This is a genomic window from Clostridium novyi NT, assembly GCF_000014125.1.
GTDB classification, from domain to species: Bacteria; Bacillota; Clostridia; order Clostridiales; family Clostridiaceae; genus Clostridium_H; species Clostridium_H novyi.
On record NC_008593.1, the window covers coordinates 2,109,049 to 2,126,907 of the forward strand.

The 17,859-nt window shown below is 28.0% G+C and carries 14 protein-coding genes; 5 read left to right on the plus strand and 9 right to left on the minus strand.

What is annotated here, in order from left to right; translation table 11 throughout:
* Positions 1 to 31: 31 nt before the first annotated feature.
* From NT01CX_RS09800 to NT01CX_RS09830, 7 genes are all read right to left on the minus strand, one after another.
* Complete coding sequence (locus NT01CX_RS09800; protein WP_011722888.1) at positions 32 to 1,009, minus strand: diaminopimelate dehydrogenase; 978 nt, start codon at positions 1,007 to 1,009, stop codon at positions 32 to 34.
* A gap of 206 nt (positions 1,010 to 1,215) precedes the next feature.
* Positions 1,216 to 1,479, minus strand: a complete 264-nt coding sequence (locus tag NT01CX_RS09805; protein ID WP_039226344.1) for a hypothetical protein — start codon at positions 1,477 to 1,479, stop codon at positions 1,216 to 1,218.
* Between the two features lie 28 nt (positions 1,480 to 1,507).
* The gene (gene ligA, locus NT01CX_RS09810) at positions 1,508 to 3,502 is read right to left on the minus strand and encodes an NAD-dependent DNA ligase LigA (protein ID WP_011722889.1); all 1,995 of its coding nucleotides are present in this window, start codon (positions 3,500 to 3,502) and stop codon (positions 1,508 to 1,510) included.
* A 98-nt stretch (positions 3,503 to 3,600) separates the two neighbouring features.
* Positions 3,601 to 5,883: a DNA helicase PcrA gene (gene pcrA / locus NT01CX_RS09815; protein ID WP_011722890.1), complete on the minus strand. Its 2,283-nt coding sequence runs from the start codon at positions 5,881 to 5,883 to the stop codon at positions 3,601 to 3,603.
* Between the two features lie 30 nt (positions 5,884 to 5,913).
* A complete protein-coding gene (locus NT01CX_RS09820; protein WP_011722891.1) occupies positions 5,914 to 6,213 on the minus strand; it encodes a YerC/YecD family TrpR-related protein in 300 nt (99 codons plus the stop codon).
* A gap of 480 nt (positions 6,214 to 6,693) precedes the next feature.
* Positions 6,694 to 7,410 carry a pseudouridine synthase gene (locus NT01CX_RS09825; RefSeq protein ID WP_011722892.1) on the minus strand — a complete coding sequence of 239 codons (717 nt, stop codon included), beginning with the start codon at positions 7,408 to 7,410 and terminating at the stop codon, positions 6,694 to 6,696.
* A gap of 85 nt (positions 7,411 to 7,495) precedes the next feature.
* Positions 7,496 to 9,571 carry a triple tyrosine motif-containing protein gene (locus NT01CX_RS09830; RefSeq protein ID WP_011722893.1) on the minus strand — a complete coding sequence of 692 codons (2,076 nt, stop codon included), beginning with the start codon at positions 9,569 to 9,571 and terminating at the stop codon, positions 7,496 to 7,498.
* A gap of 179 nt (positions 9,572 to 9,750) precedes the next feature.
* Between NT01CX_RS09830 and pulA the strand changes: the two genes are divergently transcribed.
* Entirely contained in the window at positions 9,751 to 11,901 is a 2,151-nt protein-coding gene (gene pulA / locus NT01CX_RS09835; RefSeq protein ID WP_011722894.1) for a type I pullulanase, read from the plus strand.
* An 8-nt stretch (positions 11,902 to 11,909) separates the two neighbouring features.
* Here the strand turns inward: pulA and NT01CX_RS09840 are convergent, their stop codons facing one another.
* Both NT01CX_RS09840 and NT01CX_RS09845 read right to left on the minus strand, forming a co-directional pair.
* Positions 11,910 to 12,359, minus strand: a complete 450-nt coding sequence (locus NT01CX_RS09840; protein WP_011722895.1) for a YaiI/YqxD family protein — start codon at positions 12,357 to 12,359, stop codon at positions 11,910 to 11,912.
* A 121-nt stretch (positions 12,360 to 12,480) separates the two neighbouring features.
* Entirely contained in the window at positions 12,481 to 13,833 is a 1,353-nt protein-coding gene (locus tag NT01CX_RS09845) for a glucose-6-phosphate isomerase (protein WP_011722896.1), read from the minus strand.
* A 221-nt stretch (positions 13,834 to 14,054) separates the two neighbouring features.
* On the opposite strand from NT01CX_RS09845, the gene NT01CX_RS09850 reads away from it, so the two are divergent.
* The 4 genes from NT01CX_RS09850 to NT01CX_RS09865 all read left to right on the plus strand — a co-directional run bounded on the left by NT01CX_RS09850 (position 14,055) and on the right by NT01CX_RS09865 (position 17,834).
* A complete protein-coding gene (locus NT01CX_RS09850) occupies positions 14,055 to 14,921 on the plus strand; it encodes a polysaccharide deacetylase family protein (RefSeq protein ID WP_011722898.1) in 867 nt (288 codons plus the stop codon).
* Positions 14,922 to 14,941: 20 nt separating this feature from the next.
* Positions 14,942 to 15,607: a tetratricopeptide repeat protein gene (locus NT01CX_RS09855; protein ID WP_011722899.1), complete on the plus strand. Its 666-nt coding sequence runs from the start codon at positions 14,942 to 14,944 to the stop codon at positions 15,605 to 15,607.
* 211 nt (positions 15,608 to 15,818) lie between these two features.
* Positions 15,819 to 17,063, plus strand: a complete 1,245-nt coding sequence (locus tag NT01CX_RS09860; RefSeq protein ID WP_011722900.1) for a S41 family peptidase — start codon at positions 15,819 to 15,821, stop codon at positions 17,061 to 17,063.
* A gap of 129 nt (positions 17,064 to 17,192) precedes the next feature.
* Positions 17,193 to 17,834: a heme oxygenase (biliverdin-producing) gene (locus NT01CX_RS09865; protein ID WP_011722901.1), complete on the plus strand. Its 642-nt coding sequence runs from the start codon at positions 17,193 to 17,195 to the stop codon at positions 17,832 to 17,834.
* Positions 17,835 to 17,859 lie beyond the last annotated feature (25 nt).

A 17,859-nucleotide genomic window follows, 5' to 3' on the forward strand; every position in this document is an offset into this window, starting at 1 on the left:
CAAAACCCCTGTGGGCTTTACTGGACATCTATTATAATAATTCCGCTCTTAACTCTTCTGGTGATTTAGGTGATATATATGATAATGGAATATCAAATATTGTATGAGCTCCTTTTTTACCTTCTTTTGAAAGTCTGTATACAGCTCTTGCATAAGCAACTATAACACTTGCTGTAAATTGAGGATTACTACTAAGTTTTAAACTAAATTCTATTCTTTGATTATTTCCATCTGATGTATTTCCAGTTCTTATAACAAATCCACCATGTGGCATTCCTGAGTGTTGAGATTTTAAAACATCTTCAGTTACAAAATGAACTTCTGTATCATAATCTGCAAAATAGTTTGGCATATTCTTTATTTCTTCTTCTATCTTTTTAGTGTCTGCTCCTTCTTCTGGAACTACATAGCATACACGATTATGTTTTTCACTTACAGCAAGTTCAGGATTTTCCCCAGAACGAGCTCTTTCTATTGCATTTTTCACAGGTACTGTGTATTGTACTCCATTTTTAACACCTTCAACTCTTCTTATAGCATCTGAATGACCTTGGCTTACTCCAGTTCCCCAGAATGTATAATCCTTACCATTTGGAAGAACAGCTTCTGATAATATACGATTTAGAGAAAATAAACCTGGATCCCATCCTATAGATATAAGTCCTATTGTTCCTGATTTTTTAGCTACTTCATCCACATTTTTAAAATATTTAGGAATTCTTGCATGAGTATCAAAACTATCTACTGTATTAAAATGCTCTACTATTTTTGGCCCTTGCTTCGGAAGGTCTAATGCAGAACCTCCACAAAGAATCATAACATCAATTTTTCCTTTATAGTCTTCAATATTTGATATATGTACCATTTTAGAATTTGCATTTAATTTACTTGGATCTCTTCTTGTAAATATAGCTTCTAACTCAAAATCTTCATTTTGAGCTAATGCAAGTTCTACTCCTTTTCCAAGATTTCCATAGCCCACTATTCCAACTTTTATTTTGTTATTCATACTTACCCCTCCATGTATAGATAATATACTATAAACTTTGATATATATACTATTCTTCTAGATTATCACAATCTTTTTCAAAATTCTACTACATACTTGTATGCAAATAAACATGATTTTTATATATTTATCCACAATTAATTATAAAAATTAAGGACATATTCACAAATATAACAAATATTTGTGAATATGTCCCTTTATTATACTTAATAAACCTTCATAAACATAAAAACCATAGTTACAACACCCATAAACATACACAGGATTGAATTAGTCCATCCGTCATTTCTTATAGGAATTTGTTTAATACTCCATAAAATCATAGTAATAACTATACTGCCTTGAAACATATAGTAATTGTTGAAATAACTTATATTTAAAATTTTACAAGTTGAAAGCATAGTAAACACTAAACATAGACTTGTTATAATAACAAATATCCACGCCAATGCACTTATAAACTTCTTCATTTTTTTCTCCTCCATTTTACCAAAGGTCCTATCCTATCATGTTTTTAAAATCCTCTTCACTAATAATTTTAATATTAAGCTGAAGAGCTTTTTCATATTTTGAACCTGGATCTTTTCCAACTAAGACATAATCAGTCTTTTTACTTACACTGCCTGCTACCTTAGCCCCTAAGGATTGAAGTTTTTCTTTTATTTCATTTCTACTAAATGAACTCAATGAACCCGTAACTACTACAGTTTTACCATTAAATATATTTTCCTTTATTTCTTCTTCTTTAAATTTAGGAGTTACCCCTAGACTTAAAAGTTCATCTATACTTTTAAGTATTGTTTCATCATTAAAAAAGTCTAATACACTTTGTGCCACAATATCTCCGATGTCTTCTACAGATACAAGTTCTTCAAATTTAGCCTTTTTTAAATTATCTAGGGTTTTAAATTTTTTGCATAAATCCGTGCTAGTTTTTTTACCTACATTAGGAATACCTAATGCATATATAAATGAAGGTAAATCACACTCTTTGCTGCTTTCTATGGCATCAATTAAGTTTTGAGCTTTCTTTTCTCCAAAACGGTTTAATTTTAATAAATCTTCTTTTTTTATTCTATATAAATCCGATATAGACTTTATTTCTAATTCTTCAAATAATTGTTCTGCTGTTTTTTCACTAAAACCTGCTATATTCATAGCTTCTCTGCTTCCAAAATGAACAATAGATTTAACTAATTGAGGTTTACATGAAAGTGTATTCTCACAAAAATAGTGAACACCTTCTTGCACAATTTCACTTCCACAATAAGGGCATGTAGTAGGTGCTTCTATATCCTTTGATCCTTCTAAGGATTCTTCAACTACACCCATAATCTCTGGTATTACATCATTAGAACGACGAAGAAATACTGTGCTACCTAACTTAACACCTTTTCTTTCTATGTCATCCATATTGTTAAGAGTTGCTCTTTTTACAGTAACTCCTCCAATTTCCACTGGTTCTAGTATGGCTGTAGGTGTAACTCTTCCGCTTCTTCCTACATTCCATTCCACTTCAAGTAATTTAGTAGTGGCTTCTTGTGCTTCAAATTTATAAGCTAATGCCCACTTAGGAAATTTTACTGTATAACCTAGAAGCTCCCTAGTTTTCATATCATCTACTGCAATTACTGCTCCATCTATATCATAATTTAATTTATTTCTTATTTCTTCTATATAATTAATTTCTTTTTCTATTTCCTCTATTGTAGAACATTCCATAGCATAGTCATCCATAGGAATTCCATGGTCTTTTATAAACTTTAGCATTTCACCATAAGTCTTAAATGGAGTTCCCTCATTATAACCTATGTCATAGAAAAAAGCTGACAAATTTCTTCTTGCCGTCTCTTTTACATTTAAATTTCTAAGAGCTCCTGCAGCCCCGTTTCTTAAGTTTTTTAGAGGAACTACTGCTACTTTATTATATTCTTCAAAGGCTTCTTTTGTCATTATAGCCTCACCATGCACCTCTATTACGGCATCATTATCTATTTTTAGAGGAATTGTCTTTATAGTTTTAGCTTGTGCTGTAATCTCCTCGCCGATTTCCCCTGTACCCCTTGTTGCTGCTGTAACCAATATTCCATCTTCATTATATGTACAATTTATAGTAAGCCCATCAAATTTCTTAGTAATTATATATTTTATAGGGGGTAATTTATCATCATGCGTTAAGTTATACTCATTTACAGCTTTTACATTCTTGTTATGCCAATCCTCTACTTCTTTTAAACTTTGTGCTTTCCCAAGACTCCAAAGCTTTCCCTTGTGAGTGTATTTATCAAATTTAGATAATACTACATCACCTACTCTTTGAGTTGGCGAATATGGAAGAACTAATCCCGTTTCCTTTTCAAGCTCTACTAATTTATCATATTTTTTATCATAATCCTTATCTGATACGCTAGGATTATCAAGCACATAATATTCATAAGCTAATTTATTAAGCTCTTCTACAAGTTCATAAATTAATAGCTTTTTATCTTCCATTTCAATTTACCTTCCTTTACCTAATTAGAAACTAAACCTACTCTAGTATAACCTATTATAAGTTTAGTTTCCATTAACATTTATTGTAATTTTATGCCTTAAATAAGCTTTATTGGTGCCATACTGAACATTAATTGCTTTATTCCCATATTATCAAAAGCTATGGTCACTTTTACGTCATTATTGGTTTTTGTAGCACTAACTATTGTACCAACACCAAATTTATCATGGCTAACTTTTCTTCCCACTGTTATTTCATCCAAATTTAAATCCTTTTTATTTCCCTTTTCATTGGAACCTTGTGATGTATAGCTGTTGCTCAATATGGAATTTATAGTTTTTTCAGCTTTTTTTACACCAAAACTAGATAATGAATGAGAACTTATAGTAGCACCATTTGCCACACTGTTTAATCTTACAGTTGATGACTTAACCGCACTTTCAGTTCTTCCTTCTCTCACCATTTCTTTTAGATTTGGTGATATTTCATTTATAAAATCTGATTCACTATACGCAACGCTTCTTCCAAAAACTTTTCTTGTACTAGCTGAAGTCATATAAAGTTGTTCTTTTGCTCTTGTGATACCCACATAACAAAGTCTTCTTGACTCTTCCATTTCAGCAAAATTCTCTAAAGATTGAGCTCCTGGGAAAATTCCATTTTCCATACCTACCATAAATACTACTGGGAATTCAAGTCCCTTTGCACTATGTAGTGTCATCATAACTGTAGTATCTGTATCTTCATCATAGTTATCTACATCAGATACTAATGTTATTTTTTCAAGAAATGCTGATAGAGACTTATCCTCTGAAGTATTTTCAAATTCAACAGCAGCAGACACTAATTCTTTTATGTTTTCTATTCTACTAATGTCTTCTATTTCATTGGAATCTTTAAGCTCTTTCATATAGCCTGTACTCTCTAATATTTCTTGTATAAGATTTGATACACTTACCTTATCTTTTGTTCTTGTAAAACCATTTATAAGGCTTGTAAATTTATTTATAGAAGAAATACTTCTCTTTGAAAGTCCTGGAATGTTTTCTACATCTAAAAGTACACTATACATGCATTCATCCATGTAATTTGCAAAATCTTGTATTTTCGATACTGTAGCTGCACCTATAGCTCTCTTTGGAACATTTATTATTCTTTTTAAGCTTATATCATCTTGAAGATTGTTTATGAATTTTAAATAAGCAGTTATATCTTTTATTTCTTTTCTATCGTAGAATTTTAATCCACCAATTATTCTGTAAGGTATATCTCTTTTCATAAATACATCTTCAAATACTCTTGATTGAGCATTGGTTCTATATAATATTGCAAAATCCTTATAGCTTCTATTTTCTTTTTTAATAAGTCTTTTTATTTCATTTGAGATAAAAAGTCCTTCATCCATATCTGAATAAGCTCTATAGATTTTAATTTTTTCTCCATTTTCATTTTGAGTTCTAAGAACTTTATTTTTTCTTTGAGAATTATGTTTTATAACTGTATTTGCTGCATTTAGTATGTTAGCTTTTGATCTATAATTTTCTTCTAGTTTTACAACTTTAGCTTCTGGATAATCCTTTTCAAAATCCAAAATATTTTTAATGTCTGCACCTCTCCATTGATATATACATTGGTCATCATCACCAACTACAAATATATTTCTGTGTGCAGCTGCTAACATCTTTACAAGTTGATATTGAGTTTTGTTGGTATCTTGATATTCGTCTACCATTATGTACTTAAACTTATTTTGATAAAACTCTAAAACTTCAGGATGCTTTTTAAATAATTCAACTGTTTTAAAAATTAAATCATCAAAATCTAACGCGTTACTATTTTTTAATTTCTTTTGATACAAAAGATAAACATCAGCAATTCTATTTTTTCTAAAGTCTTTTTCATTTCTCTTTTTATATTCTTCTGCTGTTATTAAGTTATCCTTTTGTTTTCCTATTTTAGATATTATCTCTTTTTCGTTAATGTCTTTGTCACTTATGTTAAGTTCCTTCATACATTGTTTAACTAAGTTTTTTTGATCCGTACTATCGTATATAGCAAAATTTTTATTATATCCTAGTTTGTCTATCTCTCTTCTTAAAATTCTTACGCATGAAGAGTGGAAAGTTGATACCCACATACTATCAATATTATTAGATACTAATTTTTTTATTCTATCTTTCATCTCTCCAGCTGCTTTATTAGTGAAAGTTATAGCTAATATATTATATTGAGGAATTCCTAAATCTTCTATCATATGAGCTATTCTATATGTTAATACTCTAGTCTTTCCTGAACCCGCTCCTGCTAATACAAGAACTGGACCTTCTATGGCTGTAGCTGCTTCATATTGCTCTTTATTTAGTAGTTTCTTTAAATCCATATAACCCCTCCTCTTGAAGTTCACTATGTATTATTCCCACTTTATTCTCTCTAATACCACATTATATCCATCGCTACCATAATTTAAACACCTATTAACCCTACTTATAGTAGCTGTACTAGCTCCCGTTTCCTTTGCTATCTCTGTATAAGTTTTCTTTTGTTTTAACATCTTTGCTACTTGAAGTCTTTGTTCTATTGACTTTAATTCATTTATTGTAAATATATCTTCAAAAAATCTATAACATTCTTCTGTAGTTTCTAAAGAAAGTATCGCTTTACATAAGTAATCCATTTGTTTAGATTCTAATTTTGATTTATATTCAGACATAGAAGTCCACTCCCCTAATTTATTAATTACAAAATAAAATTTTACAGTAATATTATTCCATAATTAAATTCTATCATTTTATAGCTTTTTTCTCTATAAAATTTGCACATCTTTATATTTTAATACTTTACAATGACATATTCAATAAAATCATTTTTTAAGAATAATACATTGGTTTTTTCTAAATTGTCTGAAATTTGATTATTTTCTTGTGATATATTTTAATTATTAAATTTATTAATTCATTATAATTTATACAAAAAAGTAAAAACACTATCACCGGTTGATAGTGTTTTTAAGTATTATATAGGGTAAGACTAATCCTGGGGCTGGACAGTCTTAAATAAAAAGGGGGCTATTCATTCTTTTTATTTTCCCTTACAAAAGTTATTATATTAAATAACTTCATAAAATGCAAGGTATTTTGCATAATTATTTGTTAATAAACTATTATGAATTTATTTATAAATATTATTTTTTTTAAATAGATTTTAAAATTTCAATTTCTTCTTCTGTTAACTCTCTATATGTTCCTTCGTCTAACTCTTCATCTAGTGATATATTTCCCATTGTAAGTCTTTTTAGATAAACAACATTCTTACCTCTTGCCTCAAACATTCTTTTTACTTGATGAAATTTTCCTTCTTGTATAGTTATGTTTACTTCTGATCCGTTTTCATCTGATGATAATATTTCAAGTTTTGCAGGTAAGCATTTATATCCATCATCTAGTGTTATTCCCTTTTTAAACTTTTCAACATCTTTCTCATCTACCATTTTATCTATTTCAGCATAATAAGTTTTATCTACATGCCATTTTGGAGATGTAAGTCTATGATTTAGTTCTCCATCGTTAGTAATAAGTAACAATCCTTCTGTATCCTTATCTAATCTTCCTACAGGGAACGGATCAAAAACTGTGTATTCGTAATCTAATAAATCTATAACAGTTTCATCGTAATTATCAAATGTAGCTGAAACTACTCCAGCTGGTTTGTTCATCATAATGTAAATATATTTTCTATAATTTATTTCTTCACCATTTACCTTGATTATAGATTTATTAGGATCAACTTTTATTCCATTGTCCTTAACAACTTTTCCATCAACTTCTATTTCACCTTTTTTAACAAAAGCCTTTATTTCTTTTCTAGAACCGTATCCTAAATTTGATAAAACTTTGTCTAGTCTTTCCAAAGCACTTCACTCCTCATATAGTGTTTTATATTCTCCTATTTTATCAAATTTAATTTACATTTGCATATAATCATATATTTTTATTTTAAATTGCGTAATTTAAATCCTGTAATTCCTTCAAAATTCCGCTATTACTTTCTATTCTTTCCCCAACCTTTATTTCTATCATACAGTAATCTTCATATGATACTTTTTTATTACTGCTTTTACATAGGGCTAATACTTTATATACACCCTTTGCAAAAGGTATAAAAGAGTAGTATTCTTTTTTGCTATATTGTTGCACTAAGTTCCATTCCCCTTTTTCCATGAGATAGAACTCATATATAACATCTTTTCCCCCGTCACCTTCTGCCGTTATAGTTACTGGTTCATTACAGAAAAACTCTACTTTGTCGCATTTTAAGATAGTATTTCTTATAGGGGTTGCTTCTTTAACCTCCATTGTTATTTCCTTGGCACTATCAAATTCTTTGTTACTTTTCTCATTTTTAGCATAAACTTTTATTGTGTATTTTCCACTACACCTTGGAGTTAATATATATCTATTACTCTTTATATAATCAGTTTTTTCAACAGTATGTCCATTTATAATAAGAGAATACTTTAGAAGTATATCCTTTGTATTTCTCGTTATAACATTTACAACTATTTGCTCTCCAATTAAGTAGTATTCTTTTGGATCTACCAATATATAATCAATTCTCCCTGGTATATATTCATAAACTTTTAAAGAAACTATACTAGAGGCATCAAACTTTTTCTTTGAATATTTATCTTTAACCCTAACCTCTATTTCATAGTTTCCTTTTTCTTTAGGAATAAAATTTAAATAACTATGCTTTTTATAAACTATTTTTTCAACTTGCTGTCCATCTTTCTTAATTATAAAACTATAGGAAAGTTTCATTCCGCCTTTTGCCATTACTTTTAGTTTTATATTTTCTCCAACTAATATGTCTTCTCTCTTGCTTACTAATATGTCAGTTATTTTTACTGGTTCCCTTGGAACTTCATCAATCTTATACTCAATTTCTTTTATAGCTTCATACTTTTCATTACATGATATATCCTTAACCCACAAAATTACTTTGTATTTTCCACACTTAGTAGGCTTCCAATTAAATGAATTATTTTTTATATATCCACTATCTTGATTTTCTTCTCCTTCAATTATAAATCTATATCTTAAATCTTTTCCCCCAACAGCATTAGCATTGAATTCAATATTTTGATTTACTAATTGAGGGGAACTCATATTAGATGAAAAGTTTTCTATTTTTACCTCTGCATAAGGCTTTACATTATAATATAAAATTGCTCTATCATCATATTTTTTAGGAGAATACATATCTTTTGCTAAACATAGTAATTTATATTTACCACTTTTGCTTTCCGTGTAACTTAGAGTTTTTTTAGTAGAAAAGTCTTGTAGACAGGTTACTTTGCCTTGTTCATCTAATTTAACAAACTTATATAAGCTTGTCCTATCTTCATCACATTTTGCATCAACTTCAAAAACTAGCTCATCATCTTTTAAAATAGCTGAATTTAAACACTTAAAATTAGAAATCTCTAATTCTTGTACTTTTTTAACTTCAAATCCAACTTTCATTGCATCATCAAAATTTTTCTCTGAATTTATATATTTACATTGAACTAAAATTTCATATTTACCAGGTATATTAGCACTCCATACGAAATTCTTTTCCAATGAATAATCCTTTAACAATAACCAATTTTCATTTTTATTTATCATATATCTAAATATAAGTCCTTCATCAGTTGTTTCATTGTTCATTTCAACATTTATATGAAGTTTTTCCCCTATATTTAATTTATATTTATCTAAAATAATATTTTTGATTAGTCTTTCATTATGATCCTTTAAAAAAACTTCCTTTTTTGATACATAGTCTAAAGCTTTATCACTATTTTCTTTCCTAGCTTGTACCATTATTATATACTTGCCTCCTTTTTTAGGCTGCCATAATATTTCTTTTTCCCTCCCAAAATCTTTTAACGTTTCCCAAGTCCCATCATATCCTACTATAAACTTATAAAATAGATCTTTTTCAGGCTCACTTAATATTTCAATGGTTATCCTTCTGTTTTTGTGTTTTGGAGATTTTTCACAACACCCAATAATAATTTCATTCACCAAAATTCATCTCCTAACATAATTTACTTTCAACCCGGTTTACTGTATATTATACTATAATTCCAATTTTTGTAAAAGAATTTTTTTCTAATTTTTAGTATAATGTTAATATTGGCAAATATACGTTTTATTTATTTTCGGAGATATAACAAAAATAATTACTTACTAGGAGGGTATTTATGTGTGACTTATTTGCAAATGTTCTGGATTTCAAAACAGTTTCCTTAAAGTTTGATAATTCAGAACTTTTAGATATTAATGATGTATCAATAAAAAACGGTGATAAACTACTTACCATTTCTAATAGATCCTTTAATAGTGAAAATTCTGTTCTTATATTTTTAAATGAAGTTATAAACATAAAAGAACAATGTTTCATTATATATAAAAACCATCAAATAACAGCTAGTTACTACAAATTATTTGCTTCTTCTCAATTTAACAATAGATATTATTATGATGGTGATTTAGGACTTTACTATACCCAAGAATATTCTACTTTTACCCTATGGAGTCCTGCCGCTAAATCAGTTAATCTTTTAATATATGAAAATGGAGATACTTCAATTTATGAAACTCCACAAGAATTTAAAATGGAAGAAATAGATAGTGTTTGGACAATTACTATACCCAATGATTTAAAAGGAAAATTCTATAACTACAAGGTTACAGTTTACGGAAATACAAATATAGTTATTGACCCTTACGCTAAAACAGTTGGAGTAAATGGACTAAGAGGTGCCATAATAGATTTGAAAGAAAGTAATCCACCTAATTGGAATAATGATAATTTTGTTAAACTTTCAAACTATACAGATGCTATAATATATGAAGCTAATATTCGCGATATATCCTCAAGCCCTACTAGTAATATAAAAAATAAGGGTAAATTTTTAGGACTTACAGAGGAAAACACACATTCAAATAGTGGTTTAACAACAGGCTTGTCTCACATAAAAGAACTTGGAATAACTCACCTTCAACTTATGCCCTTTTTTGATTATAGCTATATTAGCGTAGATGAAAAAAATCCCCTAAACTACAACTGGGGATACGATCCACAAAATTATAATGTTCCAGAGGGAAGTTATTCATCAAATGCCTATAATCCCATGTGTAGAATCTTTGAATTAAAAAAACTCATTCAAAAACTCCATGAAAATAACATAGGCATAAATATGGATGTTGTTTTTAATCATATGTTTCATAAACATTTTATAAATTTTGAAAGAATTTTCCCTTTTTATTATTTTAGATATGATGAAAATAATAAACTTTCTAATGGAAGTGGTTGTAGTAATGATGTTGCTTCTGAACATAAAATGGTACAAAAATTCATTTTAGATTCAGTTATTTACTGGGCAACAGAATATCATATAGATGGCTTTAGATTTGACCTTATGGGACTTCACGACGTTGATACCATGAATCTTATAATTTCTAAATTAAAAGAAATAAACAAAAATGCTATAGTTTATGGTGAAGGATGGAATCTTGAAACTACTCTTCCAAAGGAAAATAGAACCATACAAGAAAACTCAATTAAAACACCACAAATAGGATTTTTTAATGATACCATTCGTGATTCATTAAAAGGAAGTATTTTTTCAAGTAAAGATAATGGATTTGTAAATGGAAAAGAAAACTTAGAAGATTTAATTAAGTTTTGTACTATGGGATGTGCTTTAGATTATAACAATTTTAAAGCTATATATAAATCTCCTTCTCAAAGCATAAATTATGTATCTTGTCACGATAATCATACTCTTTGGGATAAGCTACAACTAACAAATCCAGATGATTCTATAAAAGATAAAAAATCTATGGTAAAACTTGCTCTTGGAATACTTTTATGTAGCCAGGGAGTACCATTTATTCATTGTGGAGCTGAGTTTTGCAGAACAAAACAAGGTATTTCAAATAGCTTTAATCTTCCTGATGAAATAAATAGCATAGACTACAATAGAAAATCTCAATTTGAAGATGTTTTTTATTATATAAAATCACTAATAAATTTAAGAAAAAATCACCCTGCTTTTAGAATGGCTTTAAAGGAAGATATAAACCTTAATCTAGAATTTATTGAGGATACCCCTAAAAATACTGTAGCATTTTTATTAAAAAATAATGCTAATAATGATGATTTTAAAACTATATTAGTTGTATATAATTCAAATATATATAATGTAGATATTAATATTCCACAAGGAACTTGGAATCAAATCGTAAATAAATACTCTGTAGATAAAAATATAATATCCACTATTACATCAAATAAAGTAAATATAGAACCAATAAGCTTAAATATTTACTTAAAAAAATCCAACTAAAATTAACTTTAGTTGGATTTTTCTTTAGCTTTATTTATTAATTTTAAAATATTATTATATAATCTTAAATTATCTTCATCAGTTCTTTTTTTAGGATTAAATGTTTTCTTTCCTCCACGTCTTGCCTTTGCAGATAAATGTCTTTCAAATAAAAGCCTATCTATATTATCATCATCATAAATATATCCCTTTGGACTTATTGCAAAAGCTTTTCTTCCTAGAACCATAGCTGCAACCCCATAGTCTTGAGTAACTATTATGTCATTTTCTTTTGCTTCATTAATGATTTTCATATCGACACTTTGAAATCCACTATCTACAACTCTTACTTCACTATAATCACTTTTAAGTTCATGATTTATATCACAGTACATTATAACTTCTACACTATTTTCTATTGCAGCTTTTTCTATTAAATTTCTTCCTGGACATGCATCTGCATCTACTATTATTCTCATAACTTTCCTCCCCTTATTTTTCTTCTATAATTATCTCATAATTCATAACAAAAAAACCCTAGAAAAATTTTTATTTTCTAGGGTTTTTATAATTCACTTTAAAATATTTTATTTTAAAATATTATTGAAGTTTTGCTTCTATTTCAGCTTTCATGTCTTCATAACCTGGTTTTCCAAGTAAAGCAAACATGTTTTTCTTGTATGCTTCAACACCTGGTTGGTTAAATGGATTTACTCCTAATAAGTATCCACTTAATGCACAAGATTTTTCAAAGAAGTATACTAAATATCCAAAATAGTATGGTGTAAGTTCTGGAATGTTAATTATCATGTTTGGAACTTCACCTTCGTTATGAGCAATTACAGTTCCTCTGAATGCTTGGTTATTAACGTAATCCATGTCTTTTCCAGCTAAGAAATTTAATCCATCAAGATTATCTTCGTTTGCTTCGATTATTACTGATTTTCTTGGTTTTTCAACATTTAAGTGAGTTTCAACTAATGTTCTTAAACCTTCTTGGATGTATTGTCCCATTGAGTGTAAATCAGTTGAGAAATCTGCTGCTGCTGGGAATATTCCTTTATGATCTTTTCCTTCGCTTTCTCCGAATAATTGTTTCCACCATTCTCCAATGTAGTGAAGGCATGGTTCAAAGTTAACCATCATTTCTATATTTTTGCCTTTATTGTATAAAGCATTTCTTGCTGCTGCATATCTATAAGCAGTGTTTTTGCTTAAATCATCTGTGCTATATTCTTCTCTAGCATCTGCAGCACCCTTCATCATTTCATCTATATCAACACCTGCTGTAGCTATTGGAAGTAAACCAACTGCTGTTAATACAGAATATCTTCCACCAACATCATCAGGAATTACAAAAGTTTCGTATCCTTCTGAATCAGCTAAAGTTCTTAATGCACCCTTTGCTTTATCAGTTGTAGCAAAAATTCTTTCTTTTGCTCCTTCTTTTCCATATTTCTTTTCTAATAAATCTTTAAATATTCTAAATGCAATTGCAGGTTCAGTTGTAGTTCCTGATTTAGATATAACATTTACTGAGAAATCCATATCTTTTACAGTTTCTATTAGGTCTGCCATGTATGTAGAACTAATATTGTTTCCTGCGTAGAATATTTGTGGTGCTTTTCTAGCTTCTTTTGATGCTACGTTTCCAAAAGTATGTGTTAACATTTCAATTGCAGCTCTTGCTCCTAAGTATGAACCACCAATTCCTATAACTATAAGAGCTTCTGAATTGTTTCTAATCTTTTCTGCACTTTTTTTAATTCTAGCAAATTCATCTTTATCATAATTAACAGGTAGGTCTATCCATCCTAAAAAATCGTTTCCAGCTCCTGTTTTTTCATGCAATAATTTATGTGCTGCGCTTACCATTGGTTGAAGTTGCTCTACTTCATAATCATTTAAAAATGGCTTTGTTTTTGTTAAATCAAGGCTTAAGCTTTTATACATTTCACTACCTCCAATAAAGATATTTTATTTATATATTTAAGTTAGAAACTTAATTTACTATTAATTATTCTCTTAATTGTTAACCTATATGTACATATTACCACATTATTGAACTAATTTCACAGTCTAATATTTCCATAACCCCTCTTAAATATTGCAATATATATTTAATATATATATACTTTAATAGTAAAATAACAACTATATTAGGAGGCAAAACCATGAAAAAAACCTTAGCTTTAGCTAGTATTATAATATTTTCTTTACCCTTTATTGGTTGTTCAAAAAACCAAAATAAACAAGCTGTATCTCCTAAAGAAAATACTACAATATCAAAAAATATAACAAAAAACAATGAAATTAAACAAAATAATCCTAAACCAAAACTAAGTGAAAAAGATTTAAAACATAATGATAAGGGAGTACCAGTTATAATGTACCATTCAATAAAATATGAAAAAGATAACTGTGTAAGACTTCCAAAAGAAAATTTTGAAAAACAAATGAAATATTTAAAAGATAATAATTATACAACACTTACCCTAGATGAATTATATGATTTCTTTGAAAAAAATATTCCTGTTCCAAAAAAATCAGTAGTTTTAACTTTTGATGATGGATATAAGGACAACTACAACACTGCTTATCCTATACTAAAAAAATACGGTTTTAAAGCAACAGTATTTATGATAACAGACTACATAGGCACAGGAGAATATTTAACAGAAGATCAGCTTAAAGAAATGGACAAAAACGGTTTTGATGTTCAAAGTCATACTGCTGATCATTCAACTCTAACAGAACTTTCTTATGATAAACAATATGATACAATTGCAAAATCTAAAGAGAGATTAGAAAAATTACTAAATAAGAAAGTTAAATACATAGCTTATCCTTGTGGTAAATATAATAACGATACTGTTAAAGCTGTAGAAAATGCTGGTTATAAAATGGCAGTTTCAACTGATGGAAAATGGTCAGATAAATCTGATGGCATATTTACTCTAGATAGAGTATTTATAAGTGGATTCCACAATATGAATACATTTAAAGAAAGAATTACTAATCCAAATTACGATTTTAATTAATATTATTATGGGGTGTTATGATGATAAAATGTTCCACAAAAAATAAGTTCTTTTTTATTCTTATGACATCATGTTTAATTTTCCATATAGGTTGCTCAAAACAACCAAAGCAAAATACTTCTAATAATAAATCTGTAGTTTCAAAGCCTACTTCTGTCTATAGAGCCAAAAATACTACAGACATTAAAGGAAATGATGAGGCTACATTTGAAAAAGAGTATATAAAAGCATACACCTTATTCTTTCAGCACAAATATGAAGAATCTATAAAAATTTGTGATGAAATAATAAAAAAAGACTCCAAATTCTATAAAGCATATACCACCAAGGGAATATCACTTTGTTTTCTAAACGATTTTGAAAATGGTCTTAAAAACATAAATAAATCTTTAGAAATCAACCCAAATTTTCCATATGGAAGATTTAATAAAGCCCTTGCCTACGAACTATATGGGTACTATGATGAATCATTAAAATGGTACGATAAAGCCCTTGAAGTAGAAAATTATATTTGGAGTTATTACGGAAAAGCTAGTATATACGGAAGACTTGGGGATGTTGATAATACCATTAAATATTTAAAAATAGCACTTAGTATGGATTCTACAATAAAAGATACTATAAAATCCGAACGTGACTTTGATCCTGTTCGCAATGATCCAAAATTCAAAAATTTAGTTGAATAATTTTAAAATACCTATGATTAAAATAATTGTAGGTATTTTTATTTTATATTTATTCATTAGGAAAAACTATGAATTTTAAAATTATCCAAGAATATTGTATATTATTCATTATTATGTAATATTTTGAAAATATATCCTCATTATTGTATTATTATTACATCACTTAATTTATATAGTTTATAAATTAAATACTTTAAGGAGGCTATATAAAATGAAAAAATATTTATGGGGACTTTTTTTAACCTTACTTATGATATGTTTTACTAGTTGTAGTCATCCATACCAAAACCTATCAAAAGATAGTTCAGCACCAAAACAATTAAGTACAAAAGAAAAAATAGATGATTTTAATTATATGTATAATATCCTAAAAGAAAATTATCCATATTTCGAAGTAAATAAAAGACAAAATAAAGTAGACTGGTTAAACAAAAAAAATGACTATATTTCAATGATAAAAACAACTAAAAACGATAAAGAATTTCTTAACACTCTTCACAATATATTAAAAGAATTAAATAATGGACATACTGATATTATGCCAGAGAAATTTTACTCTCCCTTTGCATCACTATACACTGAACGTACTGACCTTAATAAAGCGTGGCTTGATGAATTAAATAAACCTAAATCTTTAGAAAGATACTCTGCTAATAATGACAATATAAATAAAAAAACTAATCCCAATATTTATAAAAAGCCTACTGCTAATAATTTTAGAACTGAAATATTAGAAAAAGACAAAGTTGCATATTTATATATAAAATCATTTAACTACTATAATATAGATTCAGATGGAAAAATGATTTATAAATTTTTGCAAAAGATTAAAGATTATAAAGTATTAATAATAGATATAAGAAACAACGGTGGAGGTAGCGATAATTATTGGCAGGAAAATATTGTATCACCACTCCTTAATAAAACAGTAGTATATAATACCTATTTAGCTTTTAGAGGTGGTAAATTTAGCGAAAACTTTATTGAAAATAGATTTAATAAAAAATATGACTCCCTTGATAATATATCTAAAATTAAAGAAGAAAATCTATCAAACACACCACCTGAACTAGAAAATAAATTCAAGTACTACAAAAAAGACGTGTATATAATTCATCCACAATACCCTATAGGATTTAAGGGCAAAATTTATTTAATTACCAATAAAAAAGTATTTTCTGCTTCTGAAGCATTTAGTGTATTTGCACAAAGCACTGGTTTTGCAACTTTAATCGGAGAACCTACTGGTGGAGATGGTATTGGTTTTGATCCAGCTATATGTTCCCTACCAAACAGTGGCTATATATTCCGTTTTCCATTAGACTTAGGTATGATTTCAGATGGGACTTGTAACTTCGAACATAAAACTATCCCTGATATTAAATGTAATCCTAAAATGCACGTTAATATACGCCGTGATGAGCCTATAAAATATATTCTTAACAGTGTTCATTAATTACCTAAAATACTTTAAAAATAAAATGCACAATATCTTTTTAAAGAATAATAATTATTAGTTGACTATTTTTATTGTTTGTAATAAAATACTTAATATAATCCATACTAATATTAAGAGGCGATAATTATGATAAATGAATTTATGAAAAAAATACGTTTTGAAAGTGAAAGCCTACATGATATGGCTGAACACACAGGTTTTATAAATAGATTAATCGAAGGAAATGCAAGTAAGGAAACTTACGGAAAGTATATCTACAATCTTTATCATGTATATAAAGCTATTGAAGATAATTTAGAAAAGAATAAATCTAATGAAAATGTAGCTAATTTTGCATTACCTGATGTTTATCGTTCTGAAGAAATTTCAAAAGATGTTAAAAGCATACTTGGAGAGGATTATGAAAAAGTTCCTCTATTAATGAGTACAAAGGTATTTGTTAATAGAATAAATTTCATAGGTAATAGTGATCCTGAGTTACTTATAGCTCATGCTTACACTAGATATCTAGCAGATTTGTTTGGTGGAAGGACTATTCTAGAAATAATAAAAAAACATTACAAACTTGAAGATGAAAGTCTTAATTACTATGTATTCCCCCAAATTAAAGACTTTAGACAATTTGTAATGCAATATCATGGTAAATTAAATGCCCTTAATTTATCAGAATCAATGCAAGAAAAATTCTTGAATGAAATTAGTATTTCTTATATATACAATATAAGTATATCTAATGAACTTGAATTTCTAGAATATCATAAAAAATAGATAAAATTTAAGGTAGACATTAGAT